Source organism: Rhodobacteraceae bacterium LMO-JJ12 (assembly GCA_021555075.1).
GTDB lineage: Bacteria > Pseudomonadota > Alphaproteobacteria > Rhodobacterales > Rhodobacteraceae > JAKGBX01.
Map to the genome: position 1 here is coordinate 1,846,724 of JAKGBX010000001.1, position 19,334 is coordinate 1,866,057.

Annotated in this window: 17 protein-coding genes; 14 read left to right on the forward strand and 3 right to left on the reverse strand. The window is 59.7% G+C overall.

Annotation, left to right across the window (positions count from 1 at the left end; all coding sequences use genetic code 11):
* Positions 1 to 20: 20 nt before the first annotated feature.
* The 3 genes from LZG00_08790 to miaA all read right to left on the reverse strand — a co-directional run bounded on the left by LZG00_08790 (position 21) and on the right by miaA (position 3,708).
* The gene (locus LZG00_08790; GenBank protein MCF3594095.1) at positions 21 to 1,685 is read right to left on the reverse strand and encodes an ABC transporter substrate-binding protein; all 1,665 of its coding nucleotides are present in this window, start codon (positions 1,683 to 1,685) and stop codon (positions 21 to 23) included.
* A 270-nt stretch (positions 1,686 to 1,955) separates the two neighbouring features.
* Complete coding sequence (locus tag LZG00_08795) at positions 1,956 to 2,777, reverse strand: helix-turn-helix transcriptional regulator (protein ID MCF3594096.1); 822 nt, start codon at positions 2,775 to 2,777, stop codon at positions 1,956 to 1,958.
* A 73-nt stretch (positions 2,778 to 2,850) separates the two neighbouring features.
* On the reverse strand, positions 2,851 to 3,708 hold the full coding sequence (gene miaA / locus LZG00_08800) for a tRNA (adenosine(37)-N6)-dimethylallyltransferase MiaA (GenBank protein ID MCF3594097.1): 858 nt from the start codon (positions 3,706 to 3,708) through the stop codon (positions 2,851 to 2,853).
* Positions 3,709 to 3,886: 178 nt separating this feature from the next.
* Here miaA and pyrH point away from each other — a divergent pair, with 178 nt between their 5' ends.
* The 14 genes from pyrH to LZG00_08870 all read left to right on the forward strand — a co-directional run bounded on the left by pyrH (position 3,887) and on the right by LZG00_08870 (position 19,286).
* Complete coding sequence (pyrH, locus tag LZG00_08805) at positions 3,887 to 4,654, forward strand: UMP kinase (protein ID MCF3594098.1); 768 nt, start codon at positions 3,887 to 3,889, stop codon at positions 4,652 to 4,654.
* A 186-nt stretch (positions 4,655 to 4,840) separates the two neighbouring features.
* A complete protein-coding gene (gene frr / locus LZG00_08810; GenBank protein ID MCF3594099.1) occupies positions 4,841 to 5,407 on the forward strand; it encodes a ribosome recycling factor in 567 nt (188 codons plus the stop codon).
* Between the two features lie 27 nt (positions 5,408 to 5,434).
* Positions 5,435 to 6,193, forward strand: coding sequence for a polyprenyl diphosphate synthase (uppS, locus tag LZG00_08815; GenBank protein ID MCF3594100.1), 759 nt, complete (start codon positions 5,435 to 5,437; stop codon positions 6,191 to 6,193).
* Entirely contained in the window at positions 6,190 to 6,987 is a 798-nt protein-coding gene (locus tag LZG00_08820) for a phosphatidate cytidylyltransferase (protein MCF3594101.1), read from the forward strand. Before uppS ends, LZG00_08820 begins: the two co-directional genes overlap by 4 nt.
* On the forward strand, positions 6,984 to 8,153 hold the full coding sequence (dxr, locus tag LZG00_08825; GenBank protein MCF3594102.1) for a 1-deoxy-D-xylulose-5-phosphate reductoisomerase: 1,170 nt from the start codon (positions 6,984 to 6,986) through the stop codon (positions 8,151 to 8,153). The genes LZG00_08820 and dxr overlap by 4 nt, the downstream gene beginning before the upstream one ends.
* Positions 8,154 to 8,188: 35 nt before the next feature.
* The gene (gene rseP, locus LZG00_08830; protein ID MCF3594103.1) at positions 8,189 to 9,550 is read left to right on the forward strand and encodes an RIP metalloprotease RseP; all 1,362 of its coding nucleotides are present in this window, start codon (positions 8,189 to 8,191) and stop codon (positions 9,548 to 9,550) included.
* 474 nt (positions 9,551 to 10,024) lie between these two features.
* Positions 10,025 to 12,373, forward strand: coding sequence for an outer membrane protein assembly factor BamA (gene bamA, locus LZG00_08835; GenBank protein ID MCF3594104.1), 2,349 nt, complete (start codon positions 10,025 to 10,027; stop codon positions 12,371 to 12,373).
* 25 nt (positions 12,374 to 12,398) lie between these two features.
* Positions 12,399 to 13,061 carry an OmpH family outer membrane protein gene (locus LZG00_08840; protein MCF3594105.1) on the forward strand — a complete coding sequence of 221 codons (663 nt, stop codon included), beginning with the start codon at positions 12,399 to 12,401 and terminating at the stop codon, positions 13,059 to 13,061.
* Positions 13,062 to 13,286: 225 nt separating this feature from the next.
* Positions 13,287 to 13,748 (forward strand): 3-hydroxyacyl-ACP dehydratase FabZ, encoded by a 462-nt coding sequence (gene fabZ, locus LZG00_08845; GenBank protein ID MCF3594106.1) that lies wholly within the window; start codon positions 13,287 to 13,289, stop codon positions 13,746 to 13,748.
* A gap of 5 nt (positions 13,749 to 13,753) precedes the next feature.
* Complete coding sequence (lpxA, locus tag LZG00_08850) at positions 13,754 to 14,536, forward strand: acyl-ACP--UDP-N-acetylglucosamine O-acyltransferase (protein ID MCF3594107.1); 783 nt, start codon at positions 13,754 to 13,756, stop codon at positions 14,534 to 14,536.
* Between the two features lie 4 nt (positions 14,537 to 14,540).
* Positions 14,541 to 15,437: a UDP-2,3-diacylglucosamine diphosphatase LpxI gene (gene lpxI / locus LZG00_08855; GenBank protein ID MCF3594108.1), complete on the forward strand. Its 897-nt coding sequence runs from the start codon at positions 14,541 to 14,543 to the stop codon at positions 15,435 to 15,437.
* Positions 15,434 to 16,585, forward strand: coding sequence for a lipid-A-disaccharide synthase (gene lpxB, locus LZG00_08860; GenBank protein MCF3594109.1), 1,152 nt, complete (start codon positions 15,434 to 15,436; stop codon positions 16,583 to 16,585). Before lpxI ends, lpxB begins: the two co-directional genes overlap by 4 nt.
* A 60-nt stretch (positions 16,586 to 16,645) precedes the next feature.
* Positions 16,646 to 17,938, forward strand: a complete 1,293-nt coding sequence (locus LZG00_08865; GenBank protein MCF3594110.1) for a hypothetical protein — start codon at positions 16,646 to 16,648, stop codon at positions 17,936 to 17,938.
* Entirely contained in the window at positions 17,919 to 19,286 is a 1,368-nt protein-coding gene (locus LZG00_08870) for a cytochrome P450 (protein ID MCF3594111.1), read from the forward strand. Before LZG00_08865 ends, LZG00_08870 begins: the two co-directional genes overlap by 20 nt.
* Positions 19,287 to 19,334 lie beyond the last annotated feature (48 nt).

A 19,334-nucleotide genomic window follows, 5' to 3' on the forward strand; every position in this document is an offset into this window, starting at 1 on the left:
GCCCGGTTGTTTTCGAAAGATCAGGCGGTGAGCCCGAACTTGTAGTAGTGGAATTCATGGGCCGGATGCTTTTCGGTTCCCACGAATTTGCCGTTCTGGTGGTTGAAGAGCGAACGCCAATAGGGCTGAATGATTACCCCGTCATCGCGCATCGTCTGTTCAATCTTGGCCATCACCTCGCGGCGTTTGTCAGCATCGGCAATCGAAAGTGCGTCGTTGATCAGCGCGTCGAAGTCCGGGTTGGAATAGGCTGCCTCGTTCCAGGCTTCGCCGGAGCGATAGGCCAGTGCGAGAATTTGCACATCCAGCGGGCGGTGGTTCCATTGTGTCGCGCTGAACGGATATTTCGTCCAGTCGTTCCAGAACGTCGCCCCCGGCAGAACGGTGCGCTTGACCGAGATACCCGCGTCGCGCAGTTGCGCGGCGATGGCGTCGCAGGTGTTGCGCTGCCAGTCGTCATCGACGCTGATCAGCTCATGTTCGAAATCCTTGGCGCTTGACGCGGCCATCATTTCGCCGGCGGCTGCGGAATCGGTCGGCGCCGGGCCGATGTCGGCATAGGCCGGGTGGATCGGGCAGACATGGTGGTTTTCGGCAAGGGTGCCGCGACCGGAATAGCCCAACTCAAGACAGACGTTGTTGTCGACCGCCAGAGCCAGCGCGCGGCGCACATCACCGTCTGCATAGGGCTTCGTGCCGTCGACTTCGGCCTCCTGGTTGGTGCGCACGACGATGGTTGCCGCCGTAATCGCTTCGGATTGCTCCCAGCCGATGCCGTCCATGATGTCGATGAAATCGCCGACGGTTTCATAGAGCAGATCCACCTCTTCGGATTCTGCCGCCGCCACCCAGGCCGAGGGGTCGGTGCCGTAGTCAATCAGCTCGACCCGGTCAAGATAGGGGCCGCCGTAAACCGCAGTTCCCCACCATTCCATTTCGGTGTTGCGATTGAACGAGCATTTCACGCCGACTTCCAGTTCGTCGGGCAGATATGGACCGGTTCCGATACCGTTTTCCCAGATGTCGCCGCCTGTATAGCTAGAATGGAAGATTGCAGCCGGGTAGTCGGACATGTTGGCGATAATCGCGATGTCAGGGGAGGACAGCGACAGCTTGACCGTATGGCCGTCGACCACAGTGATCGCACCCTCACGGGCTTTTTTGGTCGACTCGTCGATCAACGTGCTCAGACGGCTGGCCATCGAGTTGGTCTCGTTTGTGGCGTCGCACCAGAGGCCGATCACCCGCGCGACATCGTCGGCGGTGAAATCGTCACCATTGTTCCACTTGACGCCCTTGCGTACGTTCAGGGTGTATTCGGTGGCATCATCATTGATGTCCCAGCTTTCCAGCAGCATGCCGCGGAATGTCCCGTCGGAATTGTACTCGACCAGGTATTCAAGGAAGCCGCGCGACTGATTGCCGATTTCCGACCAGTCATAGGTGCGCGGGTCTTTCATCGCCTTGACGCTGGTCTGAATGCGAATGGTGCCGCCAGATTTGGGCGTTGCGGCTTTGGCCGGAGCGGCGAGGCCGATCATCGAGTAGGCGGCCGCAGTGGTTACGCCAAAGGTCGAGGCGCGCGTGAGAAATTCGCGGCGGCTAAGCTTGCCCGCCTTGAATTCTTCGGCAAACATCTTGGCGGCCTTGTGCACCGGTTTACCGTTGATTGTGGATTGGGTCATACATCATCTCCCTGTCTGACTTTTCTTATTGCGAGAACAACAGCGGGGCATCGTCGCCCGCCATCGCTTCTTTCGTGTTCGTTGCAGCACCTATTCCCGCACGTCTTTCCCTCTGCGTCAACGGTGGGAATCGGCCTTGACGAGATAAAAAACGACATTTTCCTCGACTAAAAACGACATTTGTGTCGAGAAACGGGTCGACGTAGGTGTTCAACTATCGTTGCGTCGTCCGGAGGCACGCGCGCTTGCGCAAGGCAAATCATGCGCTGTTCAGGACGTTTTGTCGATCTGCTTGTCGATCCGGGCGCGGGCGGCGGTACGCAGTTCGGAGGGCGATTTGCCGGTATGTTTGACGATGAAGCGCGAGAAGTAGGCCGCACTTCGAAAGCCCAGATGCGTCGCGATTCGCCCGATGGGAAAGCTGCTGTCGGCAAGCAGGCTGCGCGCGCTGTGCAGGCTGGTTTCGGTCAGGATATCGGCGCCACTTAGACCGCAGGCGGATTTGCACGAGCGTGACAGATGGGTTGCGGTCACGCCGAGGGCGTCGGCATGGGCGGCCATCGGGCGATTGCTGCGATAGTCGCGCGCAACGATATCGGCGAAGCTGGACGCGAGGCGGGCGTCTGCGCCGGGCGCGGGGTGGGGCGGTTGTTCGAGCAGTGCGCGGCGCAGCCAGATGGCGACAAGCGTGGCATGAGCGCGCGCGGCTTCGCCGTGATACGCGCCGCCCGCGTCCTGTTCGCGCTGCATGGCGTCGAGCAGGCGGGTCAAGGCACCCTGTTCCTGAAGGTTGGCGGTGCGCAGGACATGCGAGGTCTCGGGCAGGGCAATATCGGCAGAGACGGGCAAGCGCAGGATCGTGCCGATGGATTGCGGACCGAGGGTGATAGAGAACAGCGTTCCGGCGGTCAGAAAAAGCGTGCTTTGTTGTGTCAGTGAATGACGGTTGGCGCGGATCACGGCATTGCCGTTGCCGCGAGTGAGGCGGATCATCAGGTGGTCTTTGCTGCGGTGTTGCAGGGCGAGGCGCCAGGCGTTGGCGCCGGCAAACCGGGTGAGAGGGTGGATTTCGGGGGTGTCATTGGTGGACATCAGGGGTGCAGTCGGGATTGTGCAAGGCTGGGGCAGAAATTGGATGAAAGCTTGCGCTAAAAGTTGGGAAAGATCAAGTGGCGGAAGTGCTGCGCCAGGCTTTCATACGGGCGCGAAACCAGGTTCTCTGGCGTTTGGCATATTGCCGCGTGGCAATTATGGCGGCGGTGCGCGCCTCGTCCAGCGTGATTTCACCCTTGAGATGGGCGATTAGCTCGGGCGCGCCGATGGCACGCGACGAGGGGCGTGAGACATCCCAATCGGCAAGGTTGGCGCGGGCCTCATCAAGCGCGCCTTGCGCAAGCATCATATCGAACCGGCGTTCGATCCGGGGGGTAAGCCAGTCCTTGGGAGCGTCGATCAGCAAAGCGGTGCAGGACGCGAGCGCCAGCAGCGGGGGCGGTGTGTCATCCTGCCAGTCGGCGAGGCTGCGCCCGGTGGTGCGCTGGACCTCCCAGGCGCGCTGGACGCGCATGCGGTTTTGTTGGTCGATACGGGCGGTGGTGGCGGGATCGAGGGCGGCCAGCATCGTCTCGCGGCTTAAGGCGTCGGCCTCGGCGCGGATGTTGGGCGGGGTGAGTGGGATCTCGGCCAGACCTTCGGTGAGGGCCGAGAAATAGAGCCCGGTGCCGCCGACAATGATCGGGCGCTGATCAAGGACGGGCGTGAGATCACGCAGCCAGTGGCCTACGGAATAGCTCTGATCTCCGGGCACATGGCCATAGAGCGCATGGGACGCGCGGGCGAGATCCTCGGCGGGCGGGCGGGCCGTGAGCACGCGCCAGTTGGCAAAGACCTGCAGCGCGTCGGCATTGACGATCACGCCGCCCTGGGTCTCGGCAATTTCCAGCGCGAGAGCGGATTTGCCGCTGGCGGTGGGGCCGGCGATCAGGACGGGGCGGTCTGGTTTGATGTCGGCAAGTGGGATCATGGGTTTGTCCTAGCCGCGTTTTTCTTGAAAGAAAACGGGGCGAAATCTTTGAGAGACTTCGATTTCGTCGGGGAAGGGCGGCGGATTCTGCCTATTGACGGCATTCCCGCATTGATACTGACAGGTATTTGCGACATCTTGCGGCGAATTTCAAACCGCTGTCCAAATGGAGTGCACAATGAGCCAGGATGCTGCACCTGCCGCTAAATCTGACATTGGGCAGGAGCCCGGTTCGGGTGTCTCGTTCAAACGTGTGATGTTGAAAATATCAGGTGAGGCGCTGATGGGGGATCAGGGCTTTGGGCTGCATCCGCCGACCGTTGCGCGAATCGCGCGCGAGGTAAAATCGGTCCATGATCTGGGCGTGGAAATCTGCATGGTGATCGGCGGCGGCAACATCTTTCGCGGCCTTCAAGGCAGCGCGCAGGGGATGGAGCGGACCACCGCCGATTATATGGGCATGCTGGCGACAGTGATGAACGCGCTGGCGATGCAATCTGCGCTTGAAGATATTGGCGTGTTCACGCGGGTGATTTCGGCCATTCCGATGGATCAGGTTTGTGAGCCCTACATTCGTCGCCGCGCGGTGCGCCATCTGGAGAAGAAGCGCGTGTGCATTTTTGCTGCGGGCACCGGCAACCCCTATTTCACCACCGACACCGCCGCGACGCTACGCGCCAGCGAGATGGCTTGTCAGGCGATTTTCAAGGGCACCAAGGTGGACGGGGTATATGACAAGGACCCTGTGACGAACGCGGATGCGGTGCGCTATGACAATATCAGCTATGACGACGTGCTGACCAAGCATCTTAAGGTGATGGACGCGAGCGCGATTGCGCTGGCGCGTGACAACAACCTACCGATCATTGTCTTTTCTCTGGACGAGCCGGGCGGGTTCCGTGGCATTCTGGCGGGCGAGGGCACCTATACGACCGTCCGTCCGTGAATGAGGTGGTGTAGGGTGGTTTGCCGTGGGGCGAATATGGGCAGGGCTATGTAATCCTGACGATTGAAGGGCTGGAAGTCGGGGAGGCCCGCGCGGGGGGCGGATGGAAAGCTTGCTGGTGTTTTCACCACTCCTTGATTAATACCTCTTACAATGCCGAAACGGCCACACTACAGGAAAATACCCATGTCAGACGAATTCATGCTGGATACCGATGATCTTGAACGCCGGATGCAGGGCGCAATTGCGGCGATGCGCACCGAGTTTGCCTCGCTCAGGACCGGGCGGGCCAGTGCGACGATGCTGGAACCGGTCATGGTGGACGCTTATGGTCAGATGACACCGATCAACCAGGTGGGTACGGTCAACGTGCCAGAGCCGCGTATGGTCACGATCAACGTGTGGGACAAATCGCTGGTTCAGAAGGTTGAAAAAGCCATCATGAACAGCGGCCTCGGGATCAACCCGCAGACCAACGGCACGATCATCATGCTGCCGATCCCCGAATTGAACGAGGAACGTCGCCGCGAATTGAGCCGGGTGGCGGCGCAATATGCTGAACATGCCCGCGTGGCGGTGCGCAACGTGCGCCGGGACGGGATGGATCAGATCAAGAAGGGCAAGTCGGAGGCGCTCTTGGGTGAGGATGACCAGAAGTTCTGGGAAACCGAAGTGCAGGAATTGACCGACCGGTATATCAAGGCCGTGGACGAAAACCTGGATACCAAGCAAGCGGAAATCATGCAGGTCTGAGCGGCCAAAAAGGGGCGGGCCATGACCATGAAGACAGACGACATCGACACGCAGCAGCCTGCCGGGGTTGTTTCCGGTTCGGGGCTGGGGCCGCACCATGTGGCAATCATCATGGATGGCAATGGACGCTGGGCGCAGGCGCGCGGGCGTCCGAGGCTTTTTGGCCATCACGCCGGAGCCAAGCGGGTGCGCGAGATCGTTGAGGCCTGTCCTGACCTTGGGGTGAAATACCTCACTATTTTTGCCTTTTCGACGGAAAACTGGAAACGCACGCAGGTCGAGGTGGCGGGGCTGATGAGCCTGTTTCGCCGCTATATCACCAAGGAGGCGCGTGCGCTCAAGGAAGAAGGCGTGCGGGTGCGTTTCATCGGCGACCGGGTGCGGCTTGACCGCAAGCTGATCGCGCTGATGGATGAGCTTGAAGAATTGACCTCGGAGAATGACCGGGTGCATCTGACCATCGCGCTCAATTATGGGGGGCGTGACGAGGTGGCACGCGCCACCAAGCGGCTGGCGCAGGATGTGGCAGCGGGGCGGCTGGACCCCGAAACGGTGGATGAAGAAACGCTTCCAAGGTATTTGGATACTTATGTTTTACCAGATCCTGATCTGGTCATCCGCACCAGTGGTGAAGCACGGATTTCCAACTTCCTTTTGTGGCAATCGGCCTATGCCGAATATGAGTTCATTGATACGCTATGGCCCGATTTCTCGGCCGAGATTCTGGCCGGGTTGGTGCAGAGCTATGGCGCGCGGGACCGGCGGTTCGGGGGAGTGAAAAAATGAGCAAAAGGCGCGCCAAACCCGCAGAGGGACGCTGGGGCGATCTTGCGCCGCGCGTGATGTCGGGAATTGCGATGGTGGTTGTCGGTGCTTTGGCGATCTGGGCCGGAGGGTATGTTTTTGCCGCCCTTGGCGTGTTGATTGCGGGGTTGATGACCTGGGAATTGGTCTCGATGATCCGACCGGGTGACGCGAAGGCCGCGGTGCAGGAGGGCGTTGTAGCAGCGCTTGCGTTGGCAATCGCGCTTTTCGTGCCGGGCAGCATTGCGGCGATCATTCTGGGCGTTCTGTTGATCGTGTTGGTTGGGCGGACGGGGAAACATCCCTTGCTGACGGTGGCGTTTGGTGCGGGCATTTTCCTTGGCGCTTATGGGCTGGTCGGTTTGCGCAATGAGGCGGGGCTGCTCTGGACCTTGTGGTTGGTTGGTGTGGTGGTGGCGACCGATGTCGCGGGCTATTTTGCCGGGCGGATCATTGGCGGGCCGAAATTCTGGCCCAGGGTGAGCCCGAAGAAGACATGGTCAGGCACTGTGGCAGGCTGGATCGCGGCGGCGGTTCTGAGTTGGTGGATGCAGGTGCAATATGGGCTGCCGATGTGGATCATTGCGGCCGGGGTGGGGCTTTCGTTTGCGTCGCAGATGGGCGATGCGGCGGAAAGCGCGCTTAAGCGGCGGATGAAGATCAAGGACAGCTCGAACCTGATCCCCGGTCATGGCGGTGTGATGGACCGTTTTGATGCGATGATGGGGGCCTCGCTGGCGGTGGCGCTGGTGGGTGTTGTGATCGGGCTTTCATGAGGCGGATTTCGATATTTGGCGCGACCGGTTCGATTGGCCAATCGACGATTGATCTGATCGCGCGGGATGCGGATGGGTATGATGTTGTTGCGCTGACCGGTGGGCGCAACATTGCGCTTTTGGCGGCGGATGCGATGCGCCTTGGGGCCGATCTGGCGGTGACGGCGCATGAAGAATTGCTCGGTGATCTGAAGGCGGCATTGGCCGGGAGCGGTGTTGAGGCGGCAGCCGGTGAGGCGGCTTTGCGAGAGGCGGGCGCGCGGCCGACCGATTGGGTGATGAGCGCGATTGTCGGCGCGGCAGGGCTGGCGCCGGGGATGGCGGCGTTGAAGCAGGGCGCGACGCTGGCACTGGCCAACAAGGAATCGCTGGTCACGGCGGGGCCGCTTTTGATGGCGACGGCGAAGGCGCATGGCGCGCGGGTTCTGCCGGTGGATAGCGAGCATTCGGCGGTGTTTCAGGCGCTGGTGGGTGAGGATATTGACGCGGTCGAGCGCGTGATCATTACCGCATCAGGTGGCGCGTTTCGCGACTGGCCATTGGAGGATCTGGCACGGGCAAGCGTAAAAGAGGCCAGCAGCCACCCGAACTGGGATATGGGGCAAAGGATCACGATTGATTCCGCTTCTATGTTTAATAAAGCGTTGGAAGTTATTGAAACACGGGAATATTTCGGGTTTGAACCAGAGCAGATTGAAGTTCTGTTGCATCCTGAATCCTTAGTGCATTCGATGGTGGGTTTTCGCGATGGGGCAATCATGGCGCATTTGGGTGTGTCGGACATGCGCCATGCCATCGGTTATGCGCTCAACTGGCCAGAACGGCGCGAATTGCCGGTTGAGCGGTTGGATCTGGCGCGCATTGGTCAGTTGAATTTTAGTGCACCCGATCTGGTGCGCTATCCCGCGCTACGGCTGGCGCGAGAGGTGATGGCGCGGGGCGGTTTGGCGGGGGCGGTGTTCAACGCGGCCAAGGAAACCGCGCTGGACGGGTTCATTGCCGGTAAGATCAAATTCACCGATATGGTGGGGGTTGTGGAGGCCACTCTTGGGCAGGCAGAGTCCACAAGTGGCCATATTGATGCCGAAATGACCCTTGATAACGTGGCCCGGGCCGACCAAATGGCTCGTAGGCAGGCAGAAGACATCATCGCGGCGCTCAACTAGGGCGCTGGTGGGAACATAAAGACAGGGCAGGTTTCTTGGATATTGCAGCACTTATTCCGCAGTTTGGCAGCGTTGCCTTGACGCTTGTCGCTTTTGTCGTGGCGCTTTCGGTTATTGTGGCGGTGCATGAATATGGTCATTACATCGTTGGCCGCTGGTCGGGGATCAAGGCCGAGGTGTTCTCGCTTGGGTTCGGTCCGGTGCTGTTTTCGCGGATGGATAAACATGGCACGCGTTGGCAGTTTGCGGCGTTGCCGTTTGGCGGATATGTGAAATTTCTGGGTGATGCCAACGCGGCTTCTGCGGGGACGGACAACGAAGCGGTCGCCGAGTTGAGCGCCGAGGAACGGCGCCACACCATGGCAGGTGCGCCGTTGTGGGCGCGGACCGCCACCGTGGCAGCGGGACCGATATTCAACTTTATCCTGTCGATTGTTGTATTTTTTGGCGTGATCATGACCCAGGGCGAGGCACGCGACCCGCTGACTGTGGGGGAGCTGCGTCCGTTGCCCGGCGTGGTGCAAGGGCTGGTGCCGGGCGACGAGTTGATTGCGATTGGCGGCGTGAAGGTGCCATCGTTTGACGACGCCGAATTGTTCCGCAGCTTTGGCGACGCCGTCCCAATGGAACCGATACTGGATTATGTGGTGAGTCGTGACGGTCAGGAACGGATGGTGCAGGCGCCCTATCCCTATCCGCCGCTGATCACCCAGTTGACGCCGCAATCCACGGCGTTCAGCATCGGGCTGGAAGCGGGCGATGTCATCACCCATGTGGACGGCACGCCGATCTTTGCCTTCAACCAGTTGAAAGAGCGCGTCGAGGGCGGCGCGGGCAAGCCGCTGCTGTTTAGGATCTGGCGGCCCACCGAGGCGGGGGGCGAAGAGTTGGAGTTTACCCTGGTGCCGCGTCGGGTGGATGAGCCGCAACGCGACGGCGGCTACAAGACCGAATGGCGCATCGGCATTGCCGGCGGGCTGATGTTTGAACCGGCGACGCAAACGCCGGGCATCGGCGAGGCGCTGGCGGGGAGCGTGACGCAGACCGGGCGGATCATCAGCGGTTCGATCTCGGGGTTGTGGCATATGGTGACCGGGGCGATTTCGAGCTGCAACATGTCCGGGCCGATCGGCATTGCACAAGTCAGCGGCCAGATGGCCAGCCAGGGCGCAGGGAGCTTTATCTGGTTTATCGCCGTGCTGAGCACTGCCGTGGGGCTTTTGAATCTGTTTCCGATTCCGGTTCTGGATGGCGGGCATCTGGTGTTTTATGGCTATGAAGCGATTGCCGGGCGCCCGCCCTCGGAAAAGGCGTTGCGCATTCTGATGACGATCGGGATTACTTTTGTGCTGTCGTTGATGTTGTTTGCGCTGTCCAATGACCTGTTCTGCCCCTGAGTGTTGAGCGGTGGGGCGGCCGGGAGGGCGCCTGCTGCTGTTTTGCCACAATTCGTGACACATTCTTGCCTTAATTGGAGCCGAACTTTGGCCACAATCACTGTGCATTCCTGAGCCAGGCCAAATCTCAAGGTGTGGAACATGGATACTATTCACAACGGATATCGCGGGCTGAGCCTGCTCTGGACCCTCAACTGGGACCGCATTCTTTATGTTTTTACCATTGTCGCGGCGCTTCTGGCCGGTGCGTGGTTGGGTTCTCTCTGATTGACAGTTGTTTTTGCGGGGCATGCCCCAACACCAGGCGCCCATGATGTGGCGCCTGTTTTGTCTTTTTGACAAGCAGTGGTATTACCTTTAGTCAGACTCAAAAGGGGCGTCTGAGCGGGTAACGGAATGACCAATAACAATCGAGGTCGCAAAACAGGCCTTATCGAGCAAAAAGTTTTCAAAAAAACTCTTATTGCGGGATTTATGTTCGCAATATCAACGACTTTCACGGCTCTGCCGCAGTCGGCGGAAGCGCAAAGTTATCGCTTTAGCAATGTGAGCATCGAAGGCAACAAACGCATCGAGGCAGGCACGATCCTGTCGTATGCGGGAATCGCCCGCGGTCAGACGGTCTCGGCCGGTGAACTCAACGATGCCTATCAGCGCATATTGGGCTCGGGTTTGTTCGAAAGCGTGTCGATTGAGCCACGCGGCGGGCGGCTTGTGATTGAGGTCAAAGAATTTCCGACGATCAACAAGATCAGCTTTGAAGGCAACAAGCGCCTGAAGGACGAGGATCTGGCGGGTTTCATCAACAGCCGATCGCGGCTGGTTTACAGCCCGACCAAAGCAGAGCGTGACGCCGAAATCATCGCCGAGGCCTATAATCAGAATGGGCGGCTTGGTGCGCAGGTTTCGCCCAAGATCATTCGCCGTTCGGACAATCGGGTCGATCTGGTGTTCGAGATTTTCGAGGGCGGAAATGTCGAAGTGCAGCGCATCGGGTTCGTCGGGAACCAAGCCTATTCGGACAGCCGTTTGCGCCGGGTGCTTGAGACCAAGCAGGCCGGGCTGCTGCGCGCGCTGATCAAGAAGGACACCTTTGTCGAAGATCGTCTGCAATTTGACCAGCAGGTGCTGCGCGATTTCTATCTTTCGCGCGGCTATGTCGATTTCCGCATCACAGGCGTGAATGCCGAACTGGCGCGTGAGCGCAATGGCTACTTCGTGACGTTCAACGTCGAAGAGGGGCAGCAATTCCGCTTTGGTGGAATTACCACCGTCTCGGAGATGGAACAGGCGGATGCCGAAGAATTCCAGTCGATCCTGAGAGTTCGCCCAGGGGTCGTTTATTCGCCCAGCCTGGTGGAAAATTCGATTGCCCGGATGGAACGTCTGGCGATCAAGAAGGGCATAGATTTCCTGCGGGTCGAACCGCGGATTACCCGCAATGACCGTGACTTGACGCTGGATGTGGAATTCGTGCTGTCCAAGGGGCCGCGCATCTTTGTCGAACGTATCGACATCGAAGGCAATGCCACCACGTTGGACCGGGTCGTGCGGCGCCAGTTCAAGGTGGTTGAAGGAGACCCCTTCAACCCGCGTGAGATCCGCGAAAGTGCCGAACGCATTCGTGCGCTTGGCTATTTCGAGAAGGCGGATGTGAATGCACGCGAAGGCTCAACGCCCGATCAGGTGATCGTGGACGTGGATGTGGAAGAAACAACCACAGGCTCTCTGACATTTGGCGGTTCATTCTCGACGGATAACGGTTTTGGTCTTGTGGCGCAGTTTCAGGAGAAGAATTTCCTGGGTCGCGGTCAGACGCTGAACTTTTCGGTATCTGGTGCAACCGACAACAGGGTCTATGGGCTGAACTTCACCGAACCCGCCTTTTTGGGCCGTGATGTCAGGTTCACGTTCAATATTGGCTATACCACGACCGACAATTACAATTCGCTCTATGACACCGAGGTCGCCGAGTTCGGTGTAGGGCTTAACTTTCCGATCGGGGAGCGGGCGCGTCTTGGGCTGCGCTATGATCTGAACAGCACCCGGATCATGCATGACTATGAGGCTGATCTGACCGGCCCTCTTGGCGTTGGTCCTGCGGATGGCGTGCGCGATTGCACGCAAGATGGATCTTCAGCGTCCTGTCTCGGCGATATCATAGCGGGTGAAGCGGCGCAGGGAGATCTTTGGAAAAGCTCGTTGGGGTATACCTATAGTTTTGACACGCGGCTCACCGGGCTTAACCCGAATGCGGGTATGCTGTTTGAATTCGGTCAGGATTTCGGCGGCGTTGGCGGTGATGTCAAATTTCTGAAAACTTCCGCACGGTTGATCGGTCAGACCAAGATTCTTAACGAGGAAGTTACGCTTCGCGCGACTTTGGCGGGCGGGATGCTCAATACTTATGGCGGAAAGAACAGCCGGGTAACCGACCGTTTCCTCTATGGCAGCGATATTGTGCGTGGTTTTGCGTCTGATGGGATTGGTCCGCGCGAGATCGTTGCGGGCGAGGGCGTGAATGACGCGCTTGGCGGCAACATGTATGCCACGGCCAAGTTCGAGGCCGAATTCCCGCTGGGTCTGCCTGAGGAATACGGCATCACCGGCGGATTGTTCTACGATGTCGGCTCGGTTTGGGGGTTGGATGCGGTCAATGCAAACGTGGTGGGCGAGGATATGTCGCTGCGCCATGTCGCAGGGTTCTCGATCTTCTGGACCACGCCGATCGGCCCGCTCAGGCTGAACTTCACCAAGGCGCTTCAGAAAGAAAGCTGGGACGAAGAGCAGCAGTTCGAGTTCACCATCAGAGCCGAATTCTAAGGGCATCGGGATGGCGCGCGGATCCATGAGAAGATCAGCGCCCCGGGGTGGATGGGCGCTTTTGCTGGTGGCGGCGTTGGGGCTGATGGCGGTCTTGCGTCCGCTCGCGGCACAAGAGCTAGGGCTGCCCAACAGCATAATTCTGGTGATTGATCCGGGGCGATTGTTTGCGCAGTCGCAATTCGGCCAGCGCATCAGTGAATCCATCGAAAATCAGGGGGCTGATCTGGCCGAGGAAAACCGGCGTATCGAGACGGAGTTGACGGTCGAGGAAAAGCAACTGACCAAGGAACGCCCGACGATGAGTCCGGAAGCGTTTCGCATCAAGGCTGATGCGTTTGATGCCAAGGTGCGCCAGATCCGCAGCGATCAGGAAGCCAAGGCCAACAGATTGGCGCAAGAGGGCGAAACAGCCGAGCGGCGGTTTCTGAGTGTGGCGCGCCCGGTTCTGGAGGAATTGATGGTGGAAAGCGGTGCTTCGGTGCTGCTTGATACGCGCTCGGTTCTGCTGAGTGCCGGGTCGGTCGATGTGACGCAAGAGGCTGTGCGCAGGATTGATGAGGTGATCGGCGACGGCAGCGCGATCAATCTGCCGACGCCGGAAACGGCACCGGCACCCGCACCGGAAACCGTGCCAACACCCCTGGTTGACCCTGTCACGGAGCCGGAACCGGCACCGCAGGACTGACGGTTTGCGACATGGCATTGCCCTGGCATTTGGGCGAAACGCCCGGCAGCGCCGCTTGCCCAGCGGCGAGCGAGTTGTTAAAGCGGTTTTACAGGCCCGCGGTGTCGTCATGGGGCACAGCAGACGTCAGGAAGATTCGTTTTGGGCGGCGTGACTTGACCGGTTGGCGGGATGCGACCCGAAACAGGTGCAGACAGGGGAAGACCCCTCGGAAAAGGAGCCATCATGAGTGAGTTACAGCGCGCGGATATCGGGCTTATCCAACGGCTTATCCCGCACCGCTATCCTTTCCTTCTGGTTGACCGGGTCGAAGATATTGACGGATATCAGAGCGCACGCGGTATCAAGAATGTGACGATGAACGAGCCACATTTTCAGGGCCATTTTCCGGGCAAGCCGATCATGCCGGGAGTGACCATCGTCGAGGCGATGGCGCAAACGGCGGCTGTGATGGTGGGCACGGCACTTGGCATGGAGGACCGCAACATGCTGGTCTATTTCATGTCGATCGACAAATGCAAATTCCGCCGCATGGTGGTGCCGGGCGATGTGTTGGAGATGTTCTTGACGACGCTGCGCGGCAAGCCCGGCGGCAAGGTCTGGAGATTTGCAGGCACCGCGAAAGTGGGCGACGAGATGGCCTGTGAAGTCGAGTTTACCGCAATGATGGACCTGCCCAAGGAGTGAACCGAATGGGCGAGATTCACCCTTCTGCAATTATCGAACCCGGCGCCGTGATCGGCGAAGGCTGTGAAATCGGGCCGTTTTGTCTGGTCGGGCCGCAGGTCAGGCTTGGGCGCGGAGTTCAACTGAAACCGCATGTGGTTGTCACAGGCGATACTGAGATCGGTGACGACACGGTGATTTTCTCGTTCGCGGTGATTGGAGAGATCCCGCAGGACTTGAAATATGCCGGCGAGAAGACGCGGTTGATCATCGGGGCGCGCAACCGTATTCGTGAGCATGTGACGATGAATGTCGGCACCAAAGGCGGCGGCGGAGTTACGCGCGTCGGCGATGACGGGTTGTTCATGGCCGGGTGTCATGTGGCGCATGATGCGCAGGTCGGGAACCGGGTGATTATCGTCAACAATTCGGCCATTGCCGGGCATTGCATCCTTGAGGATGACGTTCTGGTCGGCGGATTGTGCGGTATTCACCAGTTTGTGCGCATCGGGCGTGGCGCCATCATTGGCGCGCTGAGCATGGTGACCAACGATGTGATCCCGCATGGATTGGTGCAGGGGCCACGTGGCGTTCTGGACGGGCTCAACCTTGTTGGGTTGAAGCGACGGGGCGTTTCGCGGGCTGACATCACGGCGTTGCGCGCGGCGTTTCAGATGTTGGCGCAGGGCGAAGGCGCGTTTCAGGACCGTGCGCGTCGTCTTGGCGAGGAGACGACGAGTGAGTATGTGCGCCAGATCGTTGATTTTGTCACCGGCGCGTCCGACCGGTCGTTCCTGACACCGGGATAGGAAAATGCTGGCATTGATCGCAGGGCGGGGTCAATTGCCCGCCAAGGTGATGGCAGGCCAGGCTGAGCGCCCGCTTGTCTGTGCGCTGGAAGGTTCGCTTCCCGATACGGTGACGCCCGATCTGGTGTTTCGGTTGGAAACGTTTGGCAGTTTTCTTTTGGAACTGGGCAAGCGGGGGGTAGCCGAGATTTGCCTGTGCGGTGCCATTGATCGCCCGGTAATTGACCCGGCCAAGCTGGACGCGGAAACGCGGCCTTTGGTGCCATTGTTCATGGAGGCGTTGTCAAAGGGCGACGACGGAGCGCTGCGCATTGTGATGCAGATTTTTGAGCAGACCGGGTTTCGTATCCGCGCGGCGCACGAACTGGCGCCCAGAGTGTTGAGCGAAGTTGGCGTGATGACTGCGCGCCAGCCGCGCGCCGTGCATGAGGCGGATTCGCGGGTCGGGATCGAAGTTCTGATGGAGATGGGCGCGGCGGATCTGGGGCAGGCCTGTGTGATCCGCAAGGGCAAGGTATTGGTGCGTGAAGATGATGCCGGGACCGATGCGATGCTGGCACGTCTGGCGTTGGATTATCCGATGCGCCCCAAGGGGACGGCGGCGGAGTGGCTTTATGATGATGCGGGCGGCCTGAGCGATGTTGCGCGAGACTGGTTGAGCGTGTTGCAGGACGAAAATCTTGATGCGCCGGGTGTGGGCGGGGTGCTTTATAAAGCGCCAAAGCCCGGGCAGGACCGGCGCGCCGATCTGCCGACTATCGGGCCGTTAACTGCGCTTCATGCTGCCGAGGCTGGGCTTGATGGGATCGTGATCAAGGCCGAGGAGGTTATCGTGATCGACCCTGAGATGGTGGTTGCGATTATGGATGCGATGAACATGGTTTTCTGGGCCCGACCATGAGGGTCTTTCTGGTTGCAGGCGAGCTTTCTGGCGACCGGTTGGGCGGGGCGTTGATGCAGGGTTTGCGCAGCATGCGCCCTGAGGTGGAGTTTTTCGGGGTTGGCGGGCCGTTGATGGCCGAACAAGGGCTGCGAAGCCTTTTTCCCATGGACGAGTTGAGCGTTATGGGGCTGGTCGAGGTTTTGCCCAAGCTGCGTCATTTGTTCAATCGCAAGGATCAGGTGGTGCGCGCCGTGTTGGAAGCGAAACCCGATGTGTTGATCACCATCGATGCGCCGGATTTCGGGCTGCGCGTGGCCAAGGGGGTGAAGGCGGCATCGGACATCAGAACGGTGCATTATGTGGCACCATCGGTCTGGGCCTGGCGGGCAGGGCGGGCGGCGAAAATGGCGCGCCATATTGATCACGTGCTGGCGTTGTTGCCGTTTGAGCCGCCCTATATGGAGGCCGCCGGAATGGAATGCGATTTCGTTGGTCATCCGGTGGTGAGCGAGCCGGTGGCAAGTGCGGCGGAGGTGGCGGCGTTTCGGGGCCAGTACGGGATTGAAGGTGAGACGATGCTGATCCTGCCGGGATCGCGCAAGGGTGAGGTGTCGCGGCTGTCAGAGCGGTTTGGCGCGACGTTGGGGCGGATATTGCAAGCGCGGCCCGGAGTGCGCGCGGTTGTTCCGGCGGCGGGGCCAGTGGCCGGGATGCTTGCGCAGATCGTGAAGAGCTGGCCGGGGGCGCCCATTTTGCTTGATCCGCGTGGGCAGGATGCGGGGGGATTTGCGGCCCAGAAACGCGCAGCGTTTGGGGCGGCGGATGTGGCGCTGGCGGCGTCGGGTACGGTTTCTCTGGAACTGGCGGCGAGCAGAACGCCGATGGTGATCGGCTATGACATGGGCTGGATCACGCATCAGATCATTTTGCGCATGGCGACGATTGATACGGTGACGTTGGTCAATTTGATCACCGAGAGCCGGGTTGTTCCCGAATACCTTGCCGGGGCGTGCCGACCGGGACCGATGGCCGAGGCGGTGATCAAGGTCTTGCAAGCGCCCGAGCGTCAGCTTGCCGCGCTTGATCTGACGATGGAGCGATTGGGGCGGGGTGGCGAGGCTCCGGGGCTGCGTGCGGCGCGCGCTGTGTTGCGTAACCTGACCTGAAAACGTCTTACTCTTGCCCCAGACATGCGCTAGTTTTACGCGCGCAAATGAGGGCAAAATATGGGTCATGAGGATATGAGAGCGGTGCGTAAACGCCGGGTGTTTTATATCCCGGGGTATGATCCGATTCACCCGCGCCGTTACCGCGAGCTGTACCGCAAAGAAGGTGCCGAGCAGGCGAGGATCAGCGGGTATAACCTTGATCTATCACCAAAAAAGACCAGTGGCCCTTATGGTTGGCATGTCATGGGGCAGATGGATGGCGCCGAGGTACAGGCCGATTTCGAGGTCATGGTTTGGTCTGATATCGTGCGCGACAGCATGGGTTTGGGGATTGCCGCGACCTATGTGCAGCTGGCGCGCACCGCGTGGATTTACATAAGTTCAGGGGCGCTTGGCCGGCTGATGCGGTTGCGCAAGGGGCCGGTGATTGCCGCGCTCTATCCGGTGGTGTTCTTGCTGGTGCAGTTCTTGATCGCGGTTCTTGTTGCCTATGGGGTCGCGACACTGGTCGGGTTTGTGGGCAGCAAGATCGCGGCGATGATTTATCCTGACCAAATATTCACACCGCTGTTTTATCCAATTGTTTATGGTTCTGTCGCAGTTGGGTTGGTTGTTGGGTGGTTGGTGTTGCGGTGGTTCAGGGTGAAGGATGGCAAGTTCTTCGCCTATTACTTGATGCATGACTATGCCTATTCGGCGCAGTCAAAAGGTGCCAACCCACCCGAGTTGGAGGCGCGGATGACCGAGTTTGGCGAGCGGATCGCGGAGGCGCTTGGGCAGGGGTATGATGAAGTTCTGGTGGTCGGGCATTCATCGGGGGCGCATCTGGCGGTGTCGGTTCTGGCCGATCTGATCCAGGCGGGGAAAGTGACGGAAGGTGGGCCGGTTTTGTCATTCCTGAGTCTTGGGCAGGTGGTGCCGATGGTGTCTTTCTTGCCGCAGGCGCAGCGGTTGAGGGCGGATTTGCACTATCTTTCGACGCGAGATGAGTTGACCTGGGTCGATGTGACGGCGCCGGGAGATGGCTGTGCGTTTGCGCTTTGTGATCCTGTGGCAGTGTCGGGGGTCGCGCCGGAAAGTGGCAAACGCTGGCCGCTGGTGATTTCGGCGGCGTTTACCCAGACGTTGAGTGCTGAGCGTTGGAAGGAGTTGCGTTGGCGGTTTTTCCGACTGCATTTTCAATATATGTGCGCCTTTGATCGGCCCGGTGACTATGACTATTTCCGCATCACCGCGGGGCCCGTAACCTTGGGTGCGCGTTACAAAGGGCGCAAGCCATCCGGGAGCCGGATTGAGCGGGCGGAATCAAAATTCACGTCCGTTGAGAGACATGACAGTGCTGCCGCCTAAACCCCCGTCACGGCAGGGGAAAGCATCGCTTTGGCGCTATGCGAAATTGTTTCGTGAGGATCTTCTTTCGGCGCAGCCGGCGCGGCTTTACCGGGCATGGATGGCCGAGTTTCGCACGCCGTTTTTCCGCTCGTTCATGTGCAATGAGCCGAAGCTGGTCGATCTGGTGCTGCGCGAGAGGCCAGATGATTTTCCCAAGTCCAACCGCATTCGCGAGGGGCTTGCGCCGCTGTTGGGCAATTCGGTGTTTGTGACCAATGGCGAGACGTGGAAACGACAGCGCCGCATCATTGATCCGGCCTTTGAGGGTGGACGGCTGAAAGAGGTGTTTCCGGCAATGTGGGCGGCGGGGATGTCGGCGGTTGGGCGGCTTGAACAACTGGCCGATGGGAAGCCGGTAGAGATTGAGGAGCACACGAGCCATGCGGCGGCGGATGTGATTTTTCGCACGTTGTTCTCGATTCCGATTGAGCATGAGGTCGCGGGGCAGGTGTTTTGCAAGTTTCGTGAACACCAGCGTGCGCAGCCGGTGTTGAACCTTGGCGCGCTTTTGCCGCTACCGAAATGGTTTCCGCGGTTTCATAGTCGCGAGACCAAACGCACGGCGGGAGAGATCAGGACGTTGATTACCGAGCTGACCGCCGGGAGGATGGCCGAGATCAAGGCCGGGAGCGCGCCCGATGATCTGGCGACGAAGATCATGACCACGGCGGACCCGGTGACCGGTGCGCGGTTTGATACCGAGGAAATGGTCGATCAGGTGGCGATCTTCTTCCTGGCGGGGCATGAAACCAGTGCTTCGGCGCTGGCCTGGGCGCTTTATCTGCTGGCGATGCACCCAGAGTGGCAGGAGCGGTTGGCGGCGGAGGCCGAGGCGGCGATTGACCCGGATAATCCGGCGTTTTCGACGGTGTCCAAGCTGCGGGTGAGTAAGGATGTGTTTCGCGAGACGCTCAGGCTTTATCCGCCAGTGCCGATGATGGTGCGCGAGGCGGCGTGCCCGGAGACATTTCGCGATCGTGATGTGCCAAAGGGAAGCCAGATCGTGCTTAGTCCGTGGCATCTGCATCGCCATGAGCGGCTTTGGGAGCGCCCAGATGAGTTTGATCCGGGGCGTTTCAAGACCGAGAACGGCAAGAAATGCATGCGCGAGGCCTATATTCCGTTTTCCGCCGGGCAGAGGGTTTGCACCGGGGCAGGGTTTGCCATGGTCGAGGGGCCGCTGATCTTGTCGATGCTGGTGCGTTGTTTGCGGTTTGAGTTGGTCGCGGAGCGCCCGGCGATGCCGGTGGCGCATCTGACGGTGCGAGGCAAAGACGGGGTTTGGCTCAGGATTTCGAAACGATAAAGGCCGGGGAAAGCCCCGGCCCAGTATCGGATTCGCAACCTGTGAAGA